Origin of the sequence: Achromobacter sp. ACRQX (genome assembly GCF_022346505.1) — a bacterium.
GTDB classification, from domain to species: domain Bacteria; phylum Pseudomonadota; class Gammaproteobacteria; order Burkholderiales; family Burkholderiaceae_B; genus Achromobacter; species Achromobacter animicus.
Genome location: NZ_JAKRML010000033.1, coordinates 58,856 through 75,806, shown reverse-complemented (window position 1 = coordinate 75,806; position 16,951 = coordinate 58,856). Strand labels below are relative to the sequence as shown.

Annotated in this window: 12 protein-coding genes and 1 tRNA gene; 6 read left to right on the top strand and 7 right to left on the bottom strand. The window is 66.5% G+C overall.

The features are described from left to right. Nucleotides 1-190 precede the first annotated feature (190 nt). From MHZ91_RS23805 to MHZ91_RS23790, 4 genes are all read right to left on the bottom strand, one after another. Nucleotides 191-3,649, bottom strand: a complete 3,459-nt coding sequence (locus tag MHZ91_RS23805; protein ID WP_239216011.1) for an exodeoxyribonuclease V subunit beta — start codon at nt 3,647-3,649, stop codon at nt 191-193. A 2-nt stretch (nt 3,650-3,651) separates the two neighbouring features. Continuing rightward, nucleotides 3,652-6,321 (bottom strand): PD-(D/E)XK nuclease family protein, encoded by a 2,670-nt coding sequence (locus tag MHZ91_RS23800; protein WP_370647865.1) that lies wholly within the window; start codon nt 6,319-6,321, stop codon nt 3,652-3,654. Nucleotides 6,322-6,445: 124 nt separating this feature from the next. Continuing rightward, nucleotides 6,446-6,604 carry a hypothetical protein gene (locus MHZ91_RS23795; protein ID WP_175126025.1) on the bottom strand — a complete coding sequence of 53 codons (159 nt, stop codon included), beginning with the start codon at nt 6,602-6,604 and terminating at the stop codon, nt 6,446-6,448. 23 nt (nt 6,605-6,627) lie between these two features. Beyond that, nucleotides 6,628-7,833, bottom strand: a complete 1,206-nt coding sequence (locus MHZ91_RS23790) for an MFS transporter (RefSeq protein WP_175138242.1) — start codon at nt 7,831-7,833, stop codon at nt 6,628-6,630. Between the two features lie 349 nt (nt 7,834-8,182). Between MHZ91_RS23790 and MHZ91_RS23785 the strand changes: the two genes are divergently transcribed. Then, nucleotides 8,183-8,257 (top strand) — tRNA-Arg (locus MHZ91_RS23785). Between the two features lie 310 nt (nt 8,258-8,567). Next, nucleotides 8,568-9,770 carry a D-alanyl-D-alanine endopeptidase gene (gene pbpG, locus MHZ91_RS23780; RefSeq protein ID WP_239216007.1) on the top strand — a complete coding sequence of 401 codons (1,203 nt, stop codon included), beginning with the start codon at nt 8,568-8,570 and terminating at the stop codon, nt 9,768-9,770. A 60-nt stretch (nt 9,771-9,830) separates the two neighbouring features. On the opposite strand, the gene MHZ91_RS23775 is transcribed toward pbpG, so the two are convergent. Beyond that, complete coding sequence (locus tag MHZ91_RS23775) at nt 9,831-11,045, bottom strand: MFS transporter (protein WP_255810462.1); 1,215 nt, start codon at nt 11,043-11,045, stop codon at nt 9,831-9,833. Next, nucleotides 11,045-12,253 carry an MFS transporter gene (locus MHZ91_RS23770; protein WP_239216003.1) on the bottom strand — a complete coding sequence of 403 codons (1,209 nt, stop codon included), beginning with the start codon at nt 12,251-12,253 and terminating at the stop codon, nt 11,045-11,047. The genes MHZ91_RS23775 and MHZ91_RS23770 overlap by 1 nt, the downstream gene beginning before the upstream one ends. 135 nt (nt 12,254-12,388) lie before the next feature. Between MHZ91_RS23770 and MHZ91_RS23765 the strand changes: the two genes are divergently transcribed. Continuing rightward, the gene (locus tag MHZ91_RS23765) at nt 12,389-12,976 is read left to right on the top strand and encodes a TetR/AcrR family transcriptional regulator (protein WP_175125913.1); all 588 of its coding nucleotides are present in this window, start codon (nt 12,389-12,391) and stop codon (nt 12,974-12,976) included. A gap of 83 nt (nt 12,977-13,059) precedes the next feature. Here MHZ91_RS23765 and MHZ91_RS23760 read toward each other — a convergent pair whose 3' ends face one another. After that, on the bottom strand, nt 13,060-13,446 hold the full coding sequence (locus tag MHZ91_RS23760; RefSeq protein WP_175125912.1) for a ribbon-helix-helix domain-containing protein: 387 nt from the start codon (nt 13,444-13,446) through the stop codon (nt 13,060-13,062). 199 nt (nt 13,447-13,645) lie between these two features. On the opposite strand from MHZ91_RS23760, the gene adhP reads away from it, so the two are divergent. The 3 genes from adhP (at nt 13,646) to MHZ91_RS23745 (ending at nt 16,899) form a co-directional block, all read left to right on the top strand. After that, nucleotides 13,646-14,671 (top strand): alcohol dehydrogenase AdhP, encoded by a 1,026-nt coding sequence (gene adhP, locus MHZ91_RS23755; protein WP_239216001.1) that lies wholly within the window; start codon nt 13,646-13,648, stop codon nt 14,669-14,671. 108 nt (nt 14,672-14,779) lie between these two features. Beyond that, nucleotides 14,780-15,844, top strand: a complete 1,065-nt coding sequence (locus tag MHZ91_RS23750; RefSeq protein WP_239215999.1) for a LacI family DNA-binding transcriptional regulator — start codon at nt 14,780-14,782, stop codon at nt 15,842-15,844. Between the two features lie 149 nt (nt 15,845-15,993). Next, complete coding sequence (locus MHZ91_RS23745; RefSeq protein WP_239215997.1) at nt 15,994-16,899, top strand: dihydrodipicolinate synthase family protein; 906 nt, start codon at nt 15,994-15,996, stop codon at nt 16,897-16,899. The last annotated feature ends 52 nt before the right edge of the window (nt 16,900-16,951 follow it).

The window sequence follows — 16,951 nt, the reverse complement described above, 5'->3', positions numbered from 1 at the left end:
CTCCCCGGCCCTCCCCCCGAGGGGGAGGGGGTGGGGGTCTTGCTTCGCTTGCCCCCCTTCGGCTCGCTTCGCTTTGCCTTGCCTTGCTTTGGGTGCTGCGCTTTCTTTGTTGGGGGGCGTTGCTTCGCTTGCCCCCCCTTCGGCTCGCTTCGCTTTGCCTTGCTTTGCTTGCTTGGGTTTTCGCTTCGCTTTATTCCATCAAATCTATCCACGCCTTTGCGCGGGGGAAGTACAGGGCGGCTCGGGCGCTGCGGCCGTCTAGGGCTGTGACTTGGGTGCAGTAGCGCTGCAACTGTTCACCGTGGCGTTGGCGCATTCGCGTGGCGAAAGCGGGTGCGGATTCGCCTGGGTGAGGTCTGCCCGTCTTGTAATCGACGATCAGCCAGCCGTCTTCGGTGCTTAGGGCCAGGTCGATGACCGACACTTTGCCTGCCGCGTCGATGAGGGGCCACTCTCGACGGGCGCCTGACTGGGATAAGAGCCATAGGCCGCGTTCGTCTGCCAGGGTGGCTTGCAGGGTTTCCAGGACGGCTTCGGCGGCTGCGTCGGCTTGGCTGGCGGGGATGCCTGCTCGGGTCAACTGACGGCGCATGGCCGGTAGGCGGGGGGTTAGCGCTTCGGGGGGCCACGCGTGTATGCCGTCCTGGCCGATGCGGGCCAGCCATGCGTGGGCCAAGGTGCCGATGGCGGCGTCGTAGCCGGCTTCCAGTTGCCACGCGGGATGTTCGGCGGCTTCGCCCCATGCGCCTCGGGTGGCCGTGGCGAAGCCGGCGCTCATGGTGATGTTCGATTGGCGTTGCAGCTGCGCGAGGCCCGCGCTGTCGATGCGGCGCAGGGGTTCGCCTTGCCATTCGGGGGCGTCGCCCTCCTCTTGGATCGGCTCGCCGTTGAGCGATGGCGGGACGGGTGGCGTCAGGCAGGGCCACAGGCGGCCCAGCAGGCTGGCTGCGGGTGGGGTCTTGGTCTGGCCGGTGGCTTCGTCGATCGATACGTGACCCACCAGGTGCAGGCGCTTGCGGGCTCTTGTGGCGGCGACGTAGAGGAGGCGGTCAATTTCGTAGGAGGCGCGGCGGGCTTCGCGGGCGCCCAGGTAGCGGGAGACGGGGTCTGCCTCGGTTTCGGCGCGGGGTTTGACCGGGCCGAAGATGACGCGGCCGCCGCTTTGTTCGAAGCGCACCAACGGGGCCTGATCGCCGCGTGGCGCGCGGTGCAGGCCGTACAGGATCACGGTTTCGAACTGCAGGCCCTTGGACTTGTGCATGGTCATGATCTCGACCGCGCCTTCGTCTTCGTCGGCGGCGTCGGGGGCCGCGAAGAGGCGGGAGATGCCGGCGTCCAGTGCGGCCACGTCAATGCTGCCGTGGGGAGCAAGGCGTTCGACCAGCTGGAACAGGCTTTCTGCGTCGTTGGCGACGGACAGGCCGGCGTACAGGCCCGGTCCGCCCAGCCGGCGCCACAGCGATTCCACCCATGCTGCGAACGGCATTGCGCCGGAGGCGTTGCGCTTGTCCAGCAGCACGGATGCGACCTGGCGCAGGCGCGCGAACTCGTCGGCGCTGAGCACGCTTTGCGCGGACGGCGCTTCGGGTTCGGGTGCCGGCGCATCAAAGAGCGACGCTTGCGGGTCTGCCGACGCAGCGGCCGTTGCCGTGGCGGCGGGTTGCGGCGCAATGCGCAAGGCGCGTTCCAGCAGCACAGGTATCGGCGTGATGTGGTCGTCGCCAAACAGGCGCTGCAGCGACGTTAGCGTCAGGCCGCAATAGGGCGCGCGCAGCACGGACAGCCAGGCGAGGCGGTCGGCGGGATGCGACAGCGCGCGCACGAGCTGGACCAGGTCGGCCACGACAGGGCGCAGCGCCAGCGGCACGAGGTCAACCGCGCGGGAACGGATGCCTTCCTGCGCCAGCCGGCGCGTGAGATTGCCAAGGTGGCTGCGGGCGCGCACCAGGATGGCGACGGGGTGCTTGGCGCCCTTGTGGTCGGTGAGGGCCTGGCGCACCAGTCCCACCGCGATGTCTTCGGCCTGTTCTTCGGCGGGCGGCGCGCCCTCGCGTGACCAGGCCGGATGAAAGCGCACGGCGGGGTCGGGCAAGGCCGGATGAAAGGCCGTGGACGGGCTGTAGGCGATGGCGCCTGCGGCGGCGTCGCTGCGGCGGGGCAGCAGGTCGACGAACGACTGGTTCACCCAGTCCACGATGCCGGCTTGCGACCGGAAGTTGTCCGTGAGGTTCAGGAAGTCTGGCTTGACCTCTCCCACACCGACGTCGGCCACTTCCAGGAACAGGCCGACCTCTGCCTTGCGGAAGCGGTAGATCGACTGCATGGGGTCGCCCACCAGGAACAGGCTGCGGCCGTCGCCGGACTGCCAGCCTGCCGTGAGCGTGCGCAGCAGGTCCAGCTGCGTCTGGCTGGTGTCCTGGAATTCGTCGATGAGCAGATGGCGGATCGAGGCGTCCAGCTTGAGCAGCAGTTCGCCGGGATCGTCGGCGCTGCCCAAGGCGGCGGCGGCGCGCTGGGCGATTTCGATGAAGTCCACCTCGCCCTTGTCGGCGAAGCGCAGGCGCAACTGCGCGACGGCGAGCGCGAGCGTCATGAGCTGCGCGCCCAGCACTTCCCATTGCGCATCGGTGAAATGCGGCGCGGGGATATCGCGGACGGCGTGCAGGCGGCGCACCCACGCGCCTTGCGCGTCGGCGCCTTCAAGCCAGGCGACGAAAGGTTCCTTGTGCGCGCATTTGGCCGGGAACCCCAGATTCTTGTTGACCGTCTTGCGCAAGGAGCCGGTGCCGGTCAGCAGCAGATGCGCGACGGCGCGCCAGGAGTCCAGCAGTTCTGCATCGGGCTGCAGTTCGTCAGTCCAATCCAGCAATGCGGCCAGCTTGTTTTCGTCTTCGCCGTCCTGCAGGTTGGCCGCGGCAAGCCGCGCCGGGCCGCTAAGCGACTCGCACCAGCCGTAGGGCATGGCGGCGCACAGGGCATCGAGGTCTTCGCCGATGGCTTCGGCCAACGTGGCCTCCATGGCCTCGCGGTCGGAGCCGTGGCGCAAGAGCGGCAGCCATTGATCGCGTTGGCCCAGCATGTCGGCGATGGCGTCCTTGGCGGCCTGCACGTCGACGTCGAGGTGGCGCAGCAGGATGCGCACGGCCTCGTAGTCGTCGGCGAGATCCAGCGTGGCGCGCGCCGCGGCCTCGTAGTGCGAACGCGCATCGTCCGTGATGTCCGGCATGCCACCCAGCTCGGACAGCCACGGCATGCTGCGTACCAGCCCCGCGCAGAACGAGTCGATGGTGCGGATGGCAAGACGCGCGGGATGCTCGAGCAGATGCCAGCCTTGTTCGGCATTGCGATCGAGCGCCGCGCGAGCGAGGTCCCAACTGCGGCGTTCGTGGGCGGCTTCGGGCGGCGCGTCCAGGCCACGGCGCAGCTTGCTCAGCACGCGGGCATGCATCTCGGAGGCGGCCTTGCGCGTAAACGTGATGGCGACGATTTCTTCGGGCCGGTTCACCGTAGCCAGCAGGGCCAGGATGCGGTCGGTCAGGAGTTCGGTCTTGCCCGACCCCGCAGGCGCCTGGACCAGAAAGGAGCGCGCGGGATCGAGCGCTGCGGCGCGCGCGGCGTGGTCATGCGGAAGGCGATCTTGTTCGGCCATGGTCATGCGTCCTCGTCGTCCAGATGCAAGCGCAGGAACGGCAAGGCATCGCAGTATTTCAGATCGTCGCGCCGGTACGCGACGTTGGCCGCATAGCCGGCGACGTATTCGTCGGCCAGCGACTCGATAGCCACGCGCCAGCGTTGACGGATTTCGGGCCAGGACAGGCCCTCGAAGAATTTGCTTTCGCTGGCCAGCGTGACGCCCGGCATGCCCAGGTCTTCGTCGGCCAAGCCTTGTGCGGCGACCTGCCGCGCGTGGATCTGCGCGAGCACCAGGCCCGCCGCTTCCCCGCCGGCGGCGTCGGCCAGCACGGACGCGTAGAACGGCAACTGCACGTTCACGGGACGGCTGCGCGACCAGTCGGGCTCGGGCTTGGCCGCGGCCACGCCGGTCTTGTAGTCGACGATGACGTTGCGGCCATCGGGCAGGCTGTCGATGCGGTCCAGCCGCAGCTTCAGGTTGAGCGCGCCACGCTGCCACTGATGGTTCTTTTCGACCTGTGCGACCGCGAACGGCATGCGCTGCGCTTCGAGGTCGAGCCACGACGCCAGTACGGCCTGGGCACGCTGGCATTCCAGCGCCCGCAGGGCCGGTGCGTATTCCTTGAGTTCTTCGTCAGCGGCCTGCGCCACGGCCTGCTCCAGCAGCGCCGGCAGACGGCCTGCCGCAAGCTGTTCGTGCAGCGCATCCTGGTCGGGCATCATGCCCCACACGATTTCGAGCGCCTTGTGCAGGAACTGGCCGCGCACGTTCACGGTGGCGGCGTCGGCATACGGCGCGAGCTCGCGCCCGCCGAGGCGATGGCGCACGAAGGCCCACAGCGGATTGCGCGCCTGCGTGTCCAGCACATCCAGCCCGCCCCGGCCACGATTGCCGGCGGCCAGCGGCGGCCCTTGCGAATCGTCTAGCGATTCCTGCGGCAAGGCGGCCTGCGATTCGGCCAGGACCGGCGCCCAATCGGTGAGGGGAAGCGCGGCGATCAGCGGCGACGGGCGCAATTCGCGCTCGCCATCCATGTGCGCGTGGCTGACGATGATGCCGGGCGCACAGCGGCAGAGCGCGGCGTACATGCCTTCCGCCCATTCGCGTTCGCGCTCGGGCGTGGCGCGTGGCGCCCTGGCCTGACGCAATACGGCCAGGGGCAGCAGCGGGTTTGGCTTCGGCGATGCCGGCAATACGTCGTCCGTCAGGCCCAAGAGCCAGACACCATCCCAGTAGCCGCCTTCGGCTTCCAGCAAACCCAATACGTCCAACCGCGCGAGCGGGTCGCGCTGCGGCTGGAACGAGGATGAACGCGCCACGCTTTCCAGCAGGTTCACCGCCGCCAAGCCGCCCAGTCGGCCCGCGGCCGGCGCCAGCGCCGAAAAGCTGCCGAGCGCATCGCCAAGCGCACCCATGACCTGATAACCCACGCTGTCCAACGGCGCTTCGCCGGGGAAGCCCAGGGCCGTCAATGCGGCCTTCATGCGCAGCATCCAGACATCGCACGTAGCCTTGTTGCCGCCTTGCGTCCAGATCTCTGTGGCGTGGTTCCATGCCTGCGCCAACAACGGTATGTCCGCGAGCAGTTTGCGCCATTCCGGCAAGGCTACGTGCAGCTTGCCCTGGCGCCGCCAGCGCGCGTCAATGGCCGCAAGACGCGCGCGGTCGCGCACGTCGCCGGCGCAATGCCCTGCAAGCAGCGCGGCGCCCAGCACGTCGACGCCGCATCCCTTGCCGGGCGCGCATTCGGCCAACGCCCGCAGCCACGCCAACGCCGCGCGCGCCATGGGCCATTCGTCGAGCGGACGGCCCACCGCCACGTTGAACGCAAACGCCGGCGCGCCGTCTCGCCCGGCCAGCGCCTGGCTGAGCACGCGGCGTGCAAATGGGGATTCGGCTTCAAGTTGCGGCGAGACGATGGCATAACGGCCGGCGGGGTTGGCCTTCAATTGGCTGGCCGCCCAGGCCGCGGCGGCGCGCCATTCAGCGCCTTGGTCTGCGGCTTCGAAGCGATGCGCCACCGCTTGCACGCGCTGCGTGTCGCGCCATTGCGCAACATCCGTGCCCTGCGCCTCGAACGCCAGCAGCAGGCGCTGAAAGCGCGGTGAGATGTCCGTGAATCCGGCAAGCACCAGTTGCCGGGGCGTGGCGAGGCGGCCGGCTTCAAGCGCGCGCAGCACGCGCGCATAGCCCTGGTTCGCGTCTTCGGCGTCAATGCCGGCGAGTGTCTGGCGGTAGCGTTCGCGCCATCGCGCAAAGCCGCGGTATTCGTCGGTATCCGCGCCGGAAGGCACCTGCAACGCCCATTCGTCCATGAGCAGGTCGGCATCCATCGACAGCCGGGCAGCCTGGCTGGCGTCCAGCAGGACGCGTTCGGCTTCTTCGATGCGGATGGCTTCGGTCCAGACGAGCTGCGTGGCGAAACTGTCGAGCCGGTAGGCAGGCACGTCTTCGTCGGATTCGAACGCGAGCTCGTTGGCGGATTCCGCAAGCCAGGCGGACAGCGGCAGGATGCGAGGCAATTCGCTGACCTGACGTTCCTGGCGCAGCAATCCGGCGAGCTCGAGCGTAAGGCGGCGCGACAGGCGATTGTTCACCGTCAGCACAAGCGTGTCCGCCGCAGGCAGACCAGCGATGTCTGGCAACGAGAGATCGGAGTAGGTGGGCGCTGCGTCCTGCATGGTCATCCAAGGGCGCGCGCGGCAGGCGCCACGCGAAGAAAAAGAGATGAAAAAGGCGGAGAAAAATCTCCGCCGTAGGATACCGCGAGCCGGCCGGCAAAATGCGCCGGTTGCGGTAAGCCGAGCCCTGTCAAAACCCGCAGAGTGCGGCCAGGTTTTCCCAGTGAATCTGCATCTCTGGCGTGGTGTACCCCCAGAATGCAAGCCCCAACACGGCAACCAACGCCAGCACGCCCACGGCGCGCCAGCCTTTGCGGCGCGGGGCTTCGGGGTTCGGGCTGGCGTTCATGGCGCGGTTCCGGGAGGCCGTGATCACGCCGTTGCGGGCTGAGCCGGCGTCACCGGCTGTTCACGCACGGGCAAGCACAGCAGCGCGGCGATGACCGCCAGTGCAACGCCCAGCCACCAGACCAGGTCATAGCTGCCGGTCTTGGCGTAGGCGTAGCCCCCCAGCCACACGCCGATGAAGCTGCCCAACTGATGGCCGAGGAACACGATGCCCGAGAGCGTGGCCGCATAGCGCAGGCCATAGATCTGACCGATGAGCCCCTGCGTCAACGGCACGGTGCCCAGCCAGAACAAACCCATCCATGCGGCAAATACGTACAACACCCATGGCGTCAGCGGCACCGAAAGCAGCAACAGGATGCCGAACGCCCGCATGAAGTACACCACCGCCAGCAGCCGCTTCTTGCTGTACTTGCCGCCCAGTTTGCCGGCGTAGAACGACCCCAGGACGTTGAAGAGGCCGATGAGCGCGATTGCGGTGGCGCCCTGCCCGGCCGTCAGCCCGCCGTCGGTCACATACGCAGGCAAATGCAGGGTGATGAACGCAGTGTGGAAGCCGCAGACGAAGTAGCTCCAGAACAGGAAGTGGAACGACGGATGCCGCACGGCCTGCTTGATGGCGGTGGCCAGCGATTGCTGGGGACCCGTGTGCGCTTGCGGCCGGCCACGCAGGAAATACGCAAGCGGTGCGGCGCATGCCACGAAGAGCGACAGCACCCACAGCGCGCCGGTCCAGTCCAGACCGCTGATGAGCAGTTGCCCGGTAGGCACCACGGCAAACTGCCCCAGCGAGCCGCCCGCGCTGGCAATGCCCATCGCCGTGCTGCGATAGGCGGGCGGCACGGAGCGCGCGACAACGGGCAGGATGACGGGGAAGGTGGTGCCCGCCTGGCCCAGCCCGACCAGCACGCCGGCCGTCAGATAGAGCGTGGCCTCGTCGGTGGCAAAGCGCGTGCCGATGAGACCAAGCATGTACAGCAGCGCGCCCAGGGCAATCGTGCGGCCGGAACCGTAGCGGTCGGCCAGCATGCCCATGAAGATACAGGCCACGCCCCACACCAGGTTCTGCAGGGCGAAGGCCATGGAGAACACTTCGCGGCTCCAGCCGTGCGCCAGGCCCATCGGTTGCATGAAAAGGCCGAAGGTGGCGCGCACCCCCATGGCAAGCAGCACGACCAGGGTGCCCAAGGCAATGGTGCGTGCGGAAATCGTATCGGTTTGGCTAGACATGAAACCCGTGTCTGGTTGTTTTTGGGTTTGCGCCCCCTCCTCGGGGCGGCCCCGCGCGGCGGCGGGACTCAAACATCATATACAAGTCGGCAGGCGGGTCCGTGAATACCCGCGTTGGCACGACAAGCTTCGCGGACGAGGCGTTTGCGAAGCGCCATCCAAAGCCCAATGATTTGGGCGTTGCCCCGCCTGCTGATAGACTTGCGTCCTGCTTCGAGGCCCGCGTCCGCAGTGCTAAACTTCGGCTCGCAAGTTCCGCAGCAATTTCAAGGCCTTAGTGCAGTAGCGCGCCCATGCTGGCGCCCGTTTGCCGCCCTCAGTGCTGCAAGCGTCTCGCGCACCCGCCCCGCTCGCCGTAGTTAAATGGATATAACCGGCCCCTCCTAAGGGTCAATTGGTGGTTCGATTCCACCCGGCGAGGCCACTCAAGCCTCGGCCTTGCGCGCCGTTCCTCCTCAAAAAAGTCCACCCATTCAGCCAGATGAGGGTTAATCCGGGCTACGCTCTTGCGCGCTGCGAGGTTAGCTTTGCGACTTCTGACATGTGACCAATTGCTGCTGCGTCAATATGTCACTGATATTTTTTTCGGTAAACGTGGCAAATCGCCTTGCGTGGCACTTGAAATTGCTGTTTAAATTCGACGCGTAAGCCCATAATTCATCTGGACTTTTCCTGATCCGACGAAACGCCGGCTTAAGAAATATTTGTTCACAGACCGACAAGCCTGCTCAACCATGGCCTTTTCCTGGAAACGTGCAATTGCGAAAGCCCTAGCGCCTGCCGCGCTGGCGGTGTGCGCGCTCCTGCCCCCTGCGGCACAAGCAGCCAAAAATTCCGATCCTTGCAAGACAAACGCCAAATCGGCGGCCTGCAAGGCGCAACAAGCAAAGAAAGCCCCCGCGCCCAAGGCGGGCTCGGGCAAGAGCGCCGCTGCCAAGCAGGCAGCGCCGTCCGCCAAGAAGGCGCCTCCCAAATCCTCTTCGGCCAAGAAGACCCCGCCCAAGAGCGGCAAGCAGGTTGCCGCGAAAGGCACGCCGTCCAAGAAGGCGGGCGCGTCGGGTAAGAGCGGCAAGGGTGGCAAGGCGGACAAGGCCGCTCGCGGCCGGCGCGTTGCCGCAGCCGGCGCTGCCAGCGCCGCGATGCCGCCGCCCGCCGCCTCGGCCCGCGCCGAAGCGGCCGCGCTGCGCTCCAGCACCGCCTATGTGCAAGACCTGGAAACTTCCACGGTCATCTTCGCCAAGAACGAAAACGTCGTGCGCCCCATCGCTTCGATCTCGAAGCTGATGACCGCCGTCGTCGTGGTGGACGCCAACCTGCCGATGGACGAGATGCTGGAGATCACCGACGAGGACGTCGACGAGCTCAAGCACACCACGTCGCGGCTGCGCGTGGGCACCAAGCTGTCGCGCGGCGACATGCTGCACCTGGCGCTGATGTCTTCCGAGAATCGCGCCGCCAACGCGCTGGGCCGCCACTATCCGGGCGGCCTGCGGGCCTTCGTGGCCGCCATGAATGCCAAGGCGCAATCGCTGGGCATGACCAGCACGCGGTTCATCGAACCCACAGGCCTGTCCAGCAACAACGTGTCGTCGCCGCATGATCTGGCGCGCCTGTTGCGCGCGGCGTCGCAGCGTCCGCTGATCCACCGCTACTCCACCGACACGGAGTACGAGGTCGAGATCAACAACCGCACGCAGACCTTCCGCAACACCAACCTGCTGGTGCGCAAGCCCGACTGGGACATCAAAGTGTCCAAGACCGGCTACATCAACGAAGCGGGCGAATGCCTGGTGATGCTGGCGCGCATCAACGGCCGCGACCTGGCGATCGTGCTGCTGGATTCGCAGGGCAAACTCTCGCGTATTGGCGATGCCGTGCGTATCCGCCGCATCGTGCAGAGCGAAGTGGCGATGGCGTCGATCGGCGCCGGCGGCTGATGGCCGGCTGACCGCTGCGTGGAGCAAAAATGAAGGGCCCGATTGCATCGGGCCCTTTCCTTATTTGGCGCGCACTTGCGCACTGCACTTCGCGGGGTTTCCATCAGAGCCGGCTTTCGCGCCCTGCTTCCCCAGGCTGGCATACAGCGTCAGCACCAGCAGCGCCGCGGCAGCCAACCCTCCCGCCGCAAACAGATTGCCGGTCAAGCCGAAGCCATCGACGATCTGGCCGCCTGCCCATGACCCGAGTGAAATGCCGATATTGAACACGGCTACATACAGCGCGGTGGCGACTTCCACATGCGCCGGCGCGGCCTTCATCATCCAGGTCATGAGGCCGACAGACACGCCGCCATAGGCCAGGCCCCATGCCACGAGCGCCACACCACCGCCGATAGGAAAACCGCCCACGGCCAGGAACAGGGCCGGTGTCAGCAGCAACCCCAGCGCAATTGCCGTCAAGGTCGGCACGGTGCGCTGCGCCGCGGCGATGCCAGCGAGGAAGTTGCCGGCGATGCCCGCGAGTCCATAGGCAAACAGCAACGCGCCGATCCATTGCGCGTCGAACCCCGACACCGACAGCAACAGCGGACGCACGAAGGTGAAGGCCGTGAAGTGCCCGGTCACCAGCAACAACGTCAGCAGCAGCCCCGCCCGCAAGCCGCGATTGCCCAGTTGCGCGCCGAACTGGCGCGCGGAGGCCGAACTGGCCACGGGCAACGCCGGCATGACAGCAAGATGAAGCGCCAGCACCAGCGCGCTGAAGACGGCCATGCTTGCGAAGGCCCAGCGCCACCCGGCGAGTTCTCCAATCAGCGAGCCGAGCGGCACGCCCATCACGGATGCGGCGGCGACGCCGCCAAAGATGATGGATGTCGCCAAGCCGACAGCGCCGTGCGGCACAAGCCGTGCAGCCAGGCCGCCGGCGATGGCCCATATGCCTCCCATGCAGAATCCAACGAGGACGCGCGCCGCGAGTAGCCAACCCAGGCCGGGCGCGAATGCCGAACCCACGTTGGCGATCACCAGCAGACCCAGCAGGCCGCTCAGGATCTTGCGCCGATCCATGCCGCCCGATGCGATCACCAACAACGGCGCGAACAGCGCAGCCAGCAACGCGGGCAGCGAGATCGTCAGGCCGGCGGATCCCGTGGAGACGCGCATCGTGTCGGCAATGGGCGTCAGCAGACCTACCGGCAGCATTTCAGTGGTCACGACGGAGAAAGTGGCAAGACTGGCCGCCCCGACAGCCAGCCATAATGACCGGGCCGCCATCACGCGGCCCGCCATGCCGGCGAGCCATGGGCGCTCAGGCGCCGATGCCCCCACATCGCCACCAACAGCACTACCCCGCCTGCACCGACCGCGACGGCGAAGCCCGCCCGTGCCCCACCGCCATCCACCACGTGGCCGGAAAACGCAGCGCCCAGCGCAACGCCGACATTCAATCCGGCCAGCAGCCAAGTCATGCCTTCGGTCAGGCGTTGCTCGGGCACCAGGCGCTCGACCAGCGACATGGCCACGATCATGGTCGGCGCGAAGAACACTCCAGCAACCAGCACGGCCCCAGCCAGCGCGGCGATGCTGCCGACGAGCAGGAATGGCAAGGTGGTGGCTGCGATTGCCAGGCCGCACAGCAGCAAGAGGCGATGCTGCGGCGTCTTTACCTTGAGCGCGCCGTACAACAGTCCGGCCGCGCAGGAACCCACGGCATAGGCCGACAGCACCAGACTGGCCGCGGCCGGCTGGCCCATCTGTTCGGCGAAGGCCACGCTCACGATGTCCACCGTGCCCACGATGATGCCCATCGCCACCATCAGCAGCGCCAGCACACAAACGGGCGCCGATCGGATCACCGATCCGGCGTCCGTGGTGGCGGCGTCTTGCGCCTGGACGGGCGGTTCGGTGTCCCGCTGCACGACCAGCGCGAACACACCAACCATCAGCAACAGTGCCGCGGCCAGCGGACCGGCCTGGGGAAACACCGCGACCGACAGTCCGACCGACAATGGCGGCCCGGCGATGAACGTGACTTCGTCGAGCACCGTTTCCAGGGAGTAAGCCGTCTGCAAACGCGGCTGGCCCCGGTATAGCACGGCCCAGCGCGCCCGCACCATTGCGGACATGCTTGGCATGAAACCCGCCAGCAAGGCGCCGGCAAACAGCGTCCAGTTGGCCGCCTGCCACCACGAACCGCCAAGCAGGATCAAAAATCCGATGACGCTAACGGCCGTGGCGACGGGTAGCACGCGCATTTGCCCATGCCGGTCCACCAGTCGGGAAATCTGCGGCGACAGCAGCGCATAGGTCAGCACAAAGGTGGCGGAAACAGATCCCGCCAAGGCATAGCCGCCGCGCAGTTGCGACAGCATGGTGATGATGCCGATGCCGGTCATCGGCAGCGGGATCCGCGCCACGAGGCCCGCCAAGGCAAAGCCCCGCGTGCCGCGGGCGGCGAAAAGGTCGCCATAAGGGTTGGTCATTCAGCTCTCCAGCAGGTATCGGCTTGCCGCTGCACGGCCGGCCAGCGACAATACAAACAGTCCGTATGAATAAGATCGTATATTCATACGGACTGTTTGTAAATAATCATACGCGTCGTATGTAAGGAGAGAGGAATGGTTCGCCGCACGCGCGCCGAGATGGAAGAAACCCGCGCCACGCTGCTCGCAACGGCAAGACAGTGCTTTGCGGCGCACGGCTATGCCGCCACTTCGATGGACGACCTCACTGCGCAGGCGGGACTGACCCGTGGCGCGCTATACCACCACTTCGGCGACAAGAAGGGATTGCTGTCGGCGGTCGTGGCGCAGATCGACGCCGAGATGGATGCGCGCCTTCAGACGATCTCGGACCGCTCCGACGACGCGTGGGAAGGCTTTCGCAAACGCTGCCATGCCTACTTGGAAATGGCGCTGGAGCCCGAGATCCAGCGCATCGTGCTGCGCGACGCCACGGCGGTGCTGGGTGGCGCATCCCCGGAATCACAACGCCATTGCGTGGCGTCTATGCAGCGCCTGATCGACAACCTCATCCAGCAGGGGATTGTGGCCGACGCGGATGCGCAGGCGCTCGCTTCGCTGATTTACGGCAGTCTGGCCGAAGCCGCGTTCTGGATTGCCGACGGCGAAGATGGCAGTGCGCGGCTGGCGCGGGGCAGCGCGGCATTGGAGCTATTGCTGCGGGGACTGTTGGCGACACGGTAGGCAGCACGAATGCGCGGGACCTGTTGCTGCCGCGGGCGGGCATGGAGCGACGCCTGCTCGCCAAGTCAGCGCGCGCTATGTCGTCATGCCGCGCGGCGCTTCGCGGGAACGGGTTGGGCATCGCACAGCGACGGCGGCAGCCCTTCCAGGACGGCTTGGGCATTGAGCGATTGGATCGGCACGCGGGCATCCCGGGGGATGCGGCCTTCGGCCTGCAGCAACTGATACCGCAGGCAGCATACGCGCAGGAACGAGGTGAAGTTGGCGGCCTCGCCGCGGTACTCGACCAGTTCGTCGTACAGGCGTTCGATCAGTTGCGTGACCCGCATGCCGTCGCGGCCGGCGATTTCTTCCAGCACCTGCCAAAACAGGTGCTCGAGCCGAAGGCTGGTCGCCACTCCGTGCAGGCGCAACGATCGGGTTTCGCAGGCGTAGGAGTGCTCGGTGGCGCGGATGAAGATTTCACACATGGACGGCTCCTGGGCATCGGCGACACGCTGCCGGGAACGGCGCGCCTGCGAACGACTGTACGACGATTGCAGCGCCGGCCGCAATACGGCCCCCGACTCGGTGACGAGTTGTACCTTCCCGCGCTGATTGATGTACATCATGGTTTTAGCCGCCCAAGCGGCCGAGCATAGTCAAACTGATCAGACTTCGGAGGTAGTGATGAACAAGACCATGAAGGCAGCAGTCGCACGCGCGTTTGGCCAACCGCTGGTAATCGAGGAAGTCGCCGTGCCGCGCCCGGTTCCGGGCGAACTCCTGGTAAAGATCGAAGCCTGCGGTGTCTGTCACACGGACCTGCACGCCGTCGAAGGCGACTGGCCCGTCAAACCCAATCCCCCTTTCATTCCCGGCCACGAGGGCGTCGGCTACGTCGTCGCCGCGGGCGCCGGTGTCACGCACGTTAAGGAAGGCGACCGCGTCGGGATCCCGTGGCTGTATTCCGCCTGCGGCCATTGCGAGCACTGCCTGGGCGGCTGGGAAACCCTGTGCGAATCGCAGCAGAACACGGGCTACTCCGTCAACGGCGGCTTCGCCGAGTACGCGCTGGCGGCAGCCGATTACGTGGGCCTGCTGCCCAAGAGCGTCGGCTTCGTCGATGTGGCCCCGGTGCTGTGTGCCGGCGTCACCGTGTACAAGGGCCTGAAAATGACGGACACCCGGCCTGGCAATTGGGTGGTCATTTCGGGGATTGGCGGCTTGGGCCACATGGCGGTGCAGTACGCCAAGGCAATGGGCCTGAACGTGGCCGCGGTGGACATCGACGACGCCAAGTTGGACTTCGCGCGCCGCCTGGGTGCGGAAGTCACCGTCAATGCGCTGACCACGGATCCGGCTGCTTACCTGAAGCGGGAAATAGGCGGCGCGCATGGCGCGCTGATCACCGCGGTGTCGCCCAAGGCGTTCGAGCAGGCGCTGGGCATGGTGCGCCGGGGCGGCACGATTTCGCTGAACGGGTTGCCGCCGGGGGATTTCCCGCTGTCGATCTTCGACATGGTGCTTAACGGCGTCACCGTGCGGGGCTCCATCGTGGGATCGCGGCTGGATCTGCAGGAGTCGCTGCAGTTTGCCGAAGAGGGCAAGGTCCACGCCACCGTCGCCACCGAACGCCTGGACAACATCAACAGCGTGTTCGACCGCATGAAGCAGGGCCAGATCGAAGGCCGCATCGTGCTCGACTTCGCCTGATACCTGCGCGCGCCCCAAAAGTGTCCGCTGCGGCATGTGTCGCAGCGGGCGCTTTTTCGTGGCGGCGGCTCGGTACAATCCGGCCTACCCTGATCCCAGAGAGGCCGCATGTCCCCTCCTCCCACTGAGCGTCGCAGCAAGCCTGCCACCAGCCGCGCGCCTCGGCGCGGGTCTGGCCGGGTGACCATTGCGGACGTCGCGCGCGTGGCGGGCATGTCGATGCACACGGTGTCGCGGGTGCTGAACGCCCCCGAGAACGTACCTGAACGCACCGTCAAGCTCATCCACGACGCCATCGCCCAGACCGGGTACGTGCAGGACCTGGTTGCCGGCGGCCTGGCCAGCGGCCGCAGCCGTCTGGTGGCGGTCACGGTGCCCACGCTGGGCAGCCCTGTGTTTCTGGAGGCGCTGCAGACGCTCAGCCTGCACCTCAGCCGCCACGGCTATCAGATGATGCTGACCGAAAGCGGATACGACCCCGAACTGGAAGTGTCCGCCCTGCAAGCGATCCTGGGCCGGCGGCCCGACGGCGTGGTCATGATGCGCACGGTGCTGACCCCGACCGGCCGGACGCAGTTGCGCGCGGCGCGCATTCCCGTCGTGGAAGCCTGGGATTGGAATGACGATCCGGTCGACATGCTGATCGGCTTTTCGCATGAGGCGGCGGGCGCATGCGTGGCGCAGTTTCTATCTGAAACCGGAAGGCGGCGGCCCGTGGCCGTCATCGGGAATGACCCGCGTGCGGGACGCCGGTTGCAGGGCTTCACGGCGGCGGCGCGCGAGTTGCGTTTGATCGACGCGGACGCAGACACGCCGCATGTGCTGATCCCCGCCCCCGCCACGATGGGCGCGGGCCGCAGCGGGCTGGCCGAACTGCTGGCGCGCGAGCCCAATGCCGATGCCGTGGTGTGCAGCACCGACATGATTGCCATGGGCGTATTGCTGGAAGCCGCAGCGCTGGGCAGGCAGGTGCCGGGTGACCTGGCCGTCGTGGGATTCGGCGATCAGGCTTATGCGGCGGCCACCACCCCGCCGCTGACGACCGTGCGCATCGACGGCTCGCTGATCGGCGAGCAGGCCGCGCGCGCCATCATCGACCGCCTGGATGGTCACGCCAATGCGGGGTTGCGGGTCGATGTGGGATTCACGTTGATGCGGCGTCAGAGCGCCTGACGCTTTCCCTGTCCTGCCCACGCTGAACCGCGCCTTGTTCTGAGCGGAAACATCGCATTTCCTGGGGAATCTCCCTATCAAAAATATTAGCGCTAATAAAATATTAGCGCTAATATTTTCTGATACTCACACCAAGATCAGGAGACAACATGCTTGACCAAGCCCGTGGCGTGTACATCGTTGCGCAGACGCCCTTCCAGGAGAACGGCGCCATCGACCTGGAGAGCGTCGACTCGCTGACCGACTTCTATTTTTCACACGGCGCCAATGGCCTGACCGTGCTGGGCGTTGCCGGCGAGGCCAACAAGCTCACGCCGGCGGAATCGCTGGCGGTGGCGTCGCGATTCATCGCGCGCGCCAAGAACAAGCCGGTCGTGGTGGGCGTCAGCAACAGCAGCGTGGCCCAGATGGCCGAGCTGACCGGTCAGGTGATGGACGCGGGCGCCGCGGGCGTCATGATCGCGCCGCCAGGCGGGTTGCGCACCGAGCAGGAAGTGTTGTCCTACTTCGAGGCCGTGTTCGACCGTATCGGGAATGTGCCGACGGTGCTGCAGGACTTTCCGTTTTCGACAGGCACCTGGATGTCGGTGCCGGTGATTGGCCAGTTGATCGAGCGTCACCCGCAAATCCAGGCGGTCAAGGAAGAGGACCTGCCCAGCATCACCAAGATCACCAAGCTGCGCGCCCTGCCCGGCCGCCGCGTCGCCATCCTGACCGGCAACAACGCGATGTTCCTGCCGCTGGAAATGGGCCGCGGCATCGATGGGCCGATGGCCGGGTTCTCGCATCCCGAGATGCTGTCGCAGGTCTATGCGCTATACACGGCGGGCCGTGTCGACGAAGCCCACGCGGTATTCGACCGCTACCTGCCGTTGCTGAGCTACGAGAACCAGAGCCAGTGGGGCGTCGCCGTCCGCAAGGAGATCATGAAGCGCCGCGGCGCGATCAAGCATGCGGGCATGCGCCGGCCGGGTCCGAAGCTGGACGCGACCGACCACGCCGAGATCGATCTGCTGCTTGAACGCCTGAAGCGCACGCTCGCCGAAGCGGGTTGACCGAATTTCCCGAGCGCCGTGTTCCCGCGGCGTTTCGGGATGCACTGCAGTA

Coding starts and splice junctions, on each gene's coding strand:
- MHZ91_RS23805 (WP_239216011.1), bottom strand. CDS start 3,649: ATGGCCGAACAAGATCGCCTTCCGCATGACCACGCCGCGCGCGCCGCA.
- MHZ91_RS23800 (WP_370647865.1), bottom strand. CDS start 6,321: ATGACCATGCAGGACGCAGCGCCCACCTACTCCGATCTCTCGTTGCCA.
- MHZ91_RS23795 (WP_175126025.1), bottom strand. CDS start 6,604: ATGAACGCCAGCCCGAACCCCGAAGCCCCGCGCCGCAAAGGCTGGCGC.
- MHZ91_RS23790 (WP_175138242.1), bottom strand. CDS start 7,833: ATGTCTAGCCAAACCGATACGATTTCCGCACGCACCATTGCCTTGGGC.
- pbpG (WP_239216007.1), top strand. CDS start 8,568: ATGGCCTTTTCCTGGAAACGTGCAATTGCGAAAGCCCTAGCGCCTGCC.
- MHZ91_RS23775 (WP_255810462.1), bottom strand. CDS start 11,045: ATGGCGGCCCGGTCATTATGGCTGGCTGTCGGGGCGGCCAGTCTTGCC.
- MHZ91_RS23770 (WP_239216003.1), bottom strand. CDS start 12,253: ATGACCAACCCTTATGGCGACCTTTTCGCCGCCCGCGGCACGCGGGGC.
- MHZ91_RS23765 (WP_175125913.1), top strand. CDS start 12,389: ATGGTTCGCCGCACGCGCGCCGAGATGGAAGAAACCCGCGCCACGCTG.
- MHZ91_RS23760 (WP_175125912.1), bottom strand. CDS start 13,446: ATGTGTGAAATCTTCATCCGCGCCACCGAGCACTCCTACGCCTGCGAA.
- adhP (WP_239216001.1), top strand. CDS start 13,646: ATGAACAAGACCATGAAGGCAGCAGTCGCACGCGCGTTTGGCCAACCG.
- MHZ91_RS23750 (WP_239215999.1), top strand. CDS start 14,780: ATGTCCCCTCCTCCCACTGAGCGTCGCAGCAAGCCTGCCACCAGCCGC.
- MHZ91_RS23745 (WP_239215997.1), top strand. CDS start 15,994: ATGCTTGACCAAGCCCGTGGCGTGTACATCGTTGCGCAGACGCCCTTC.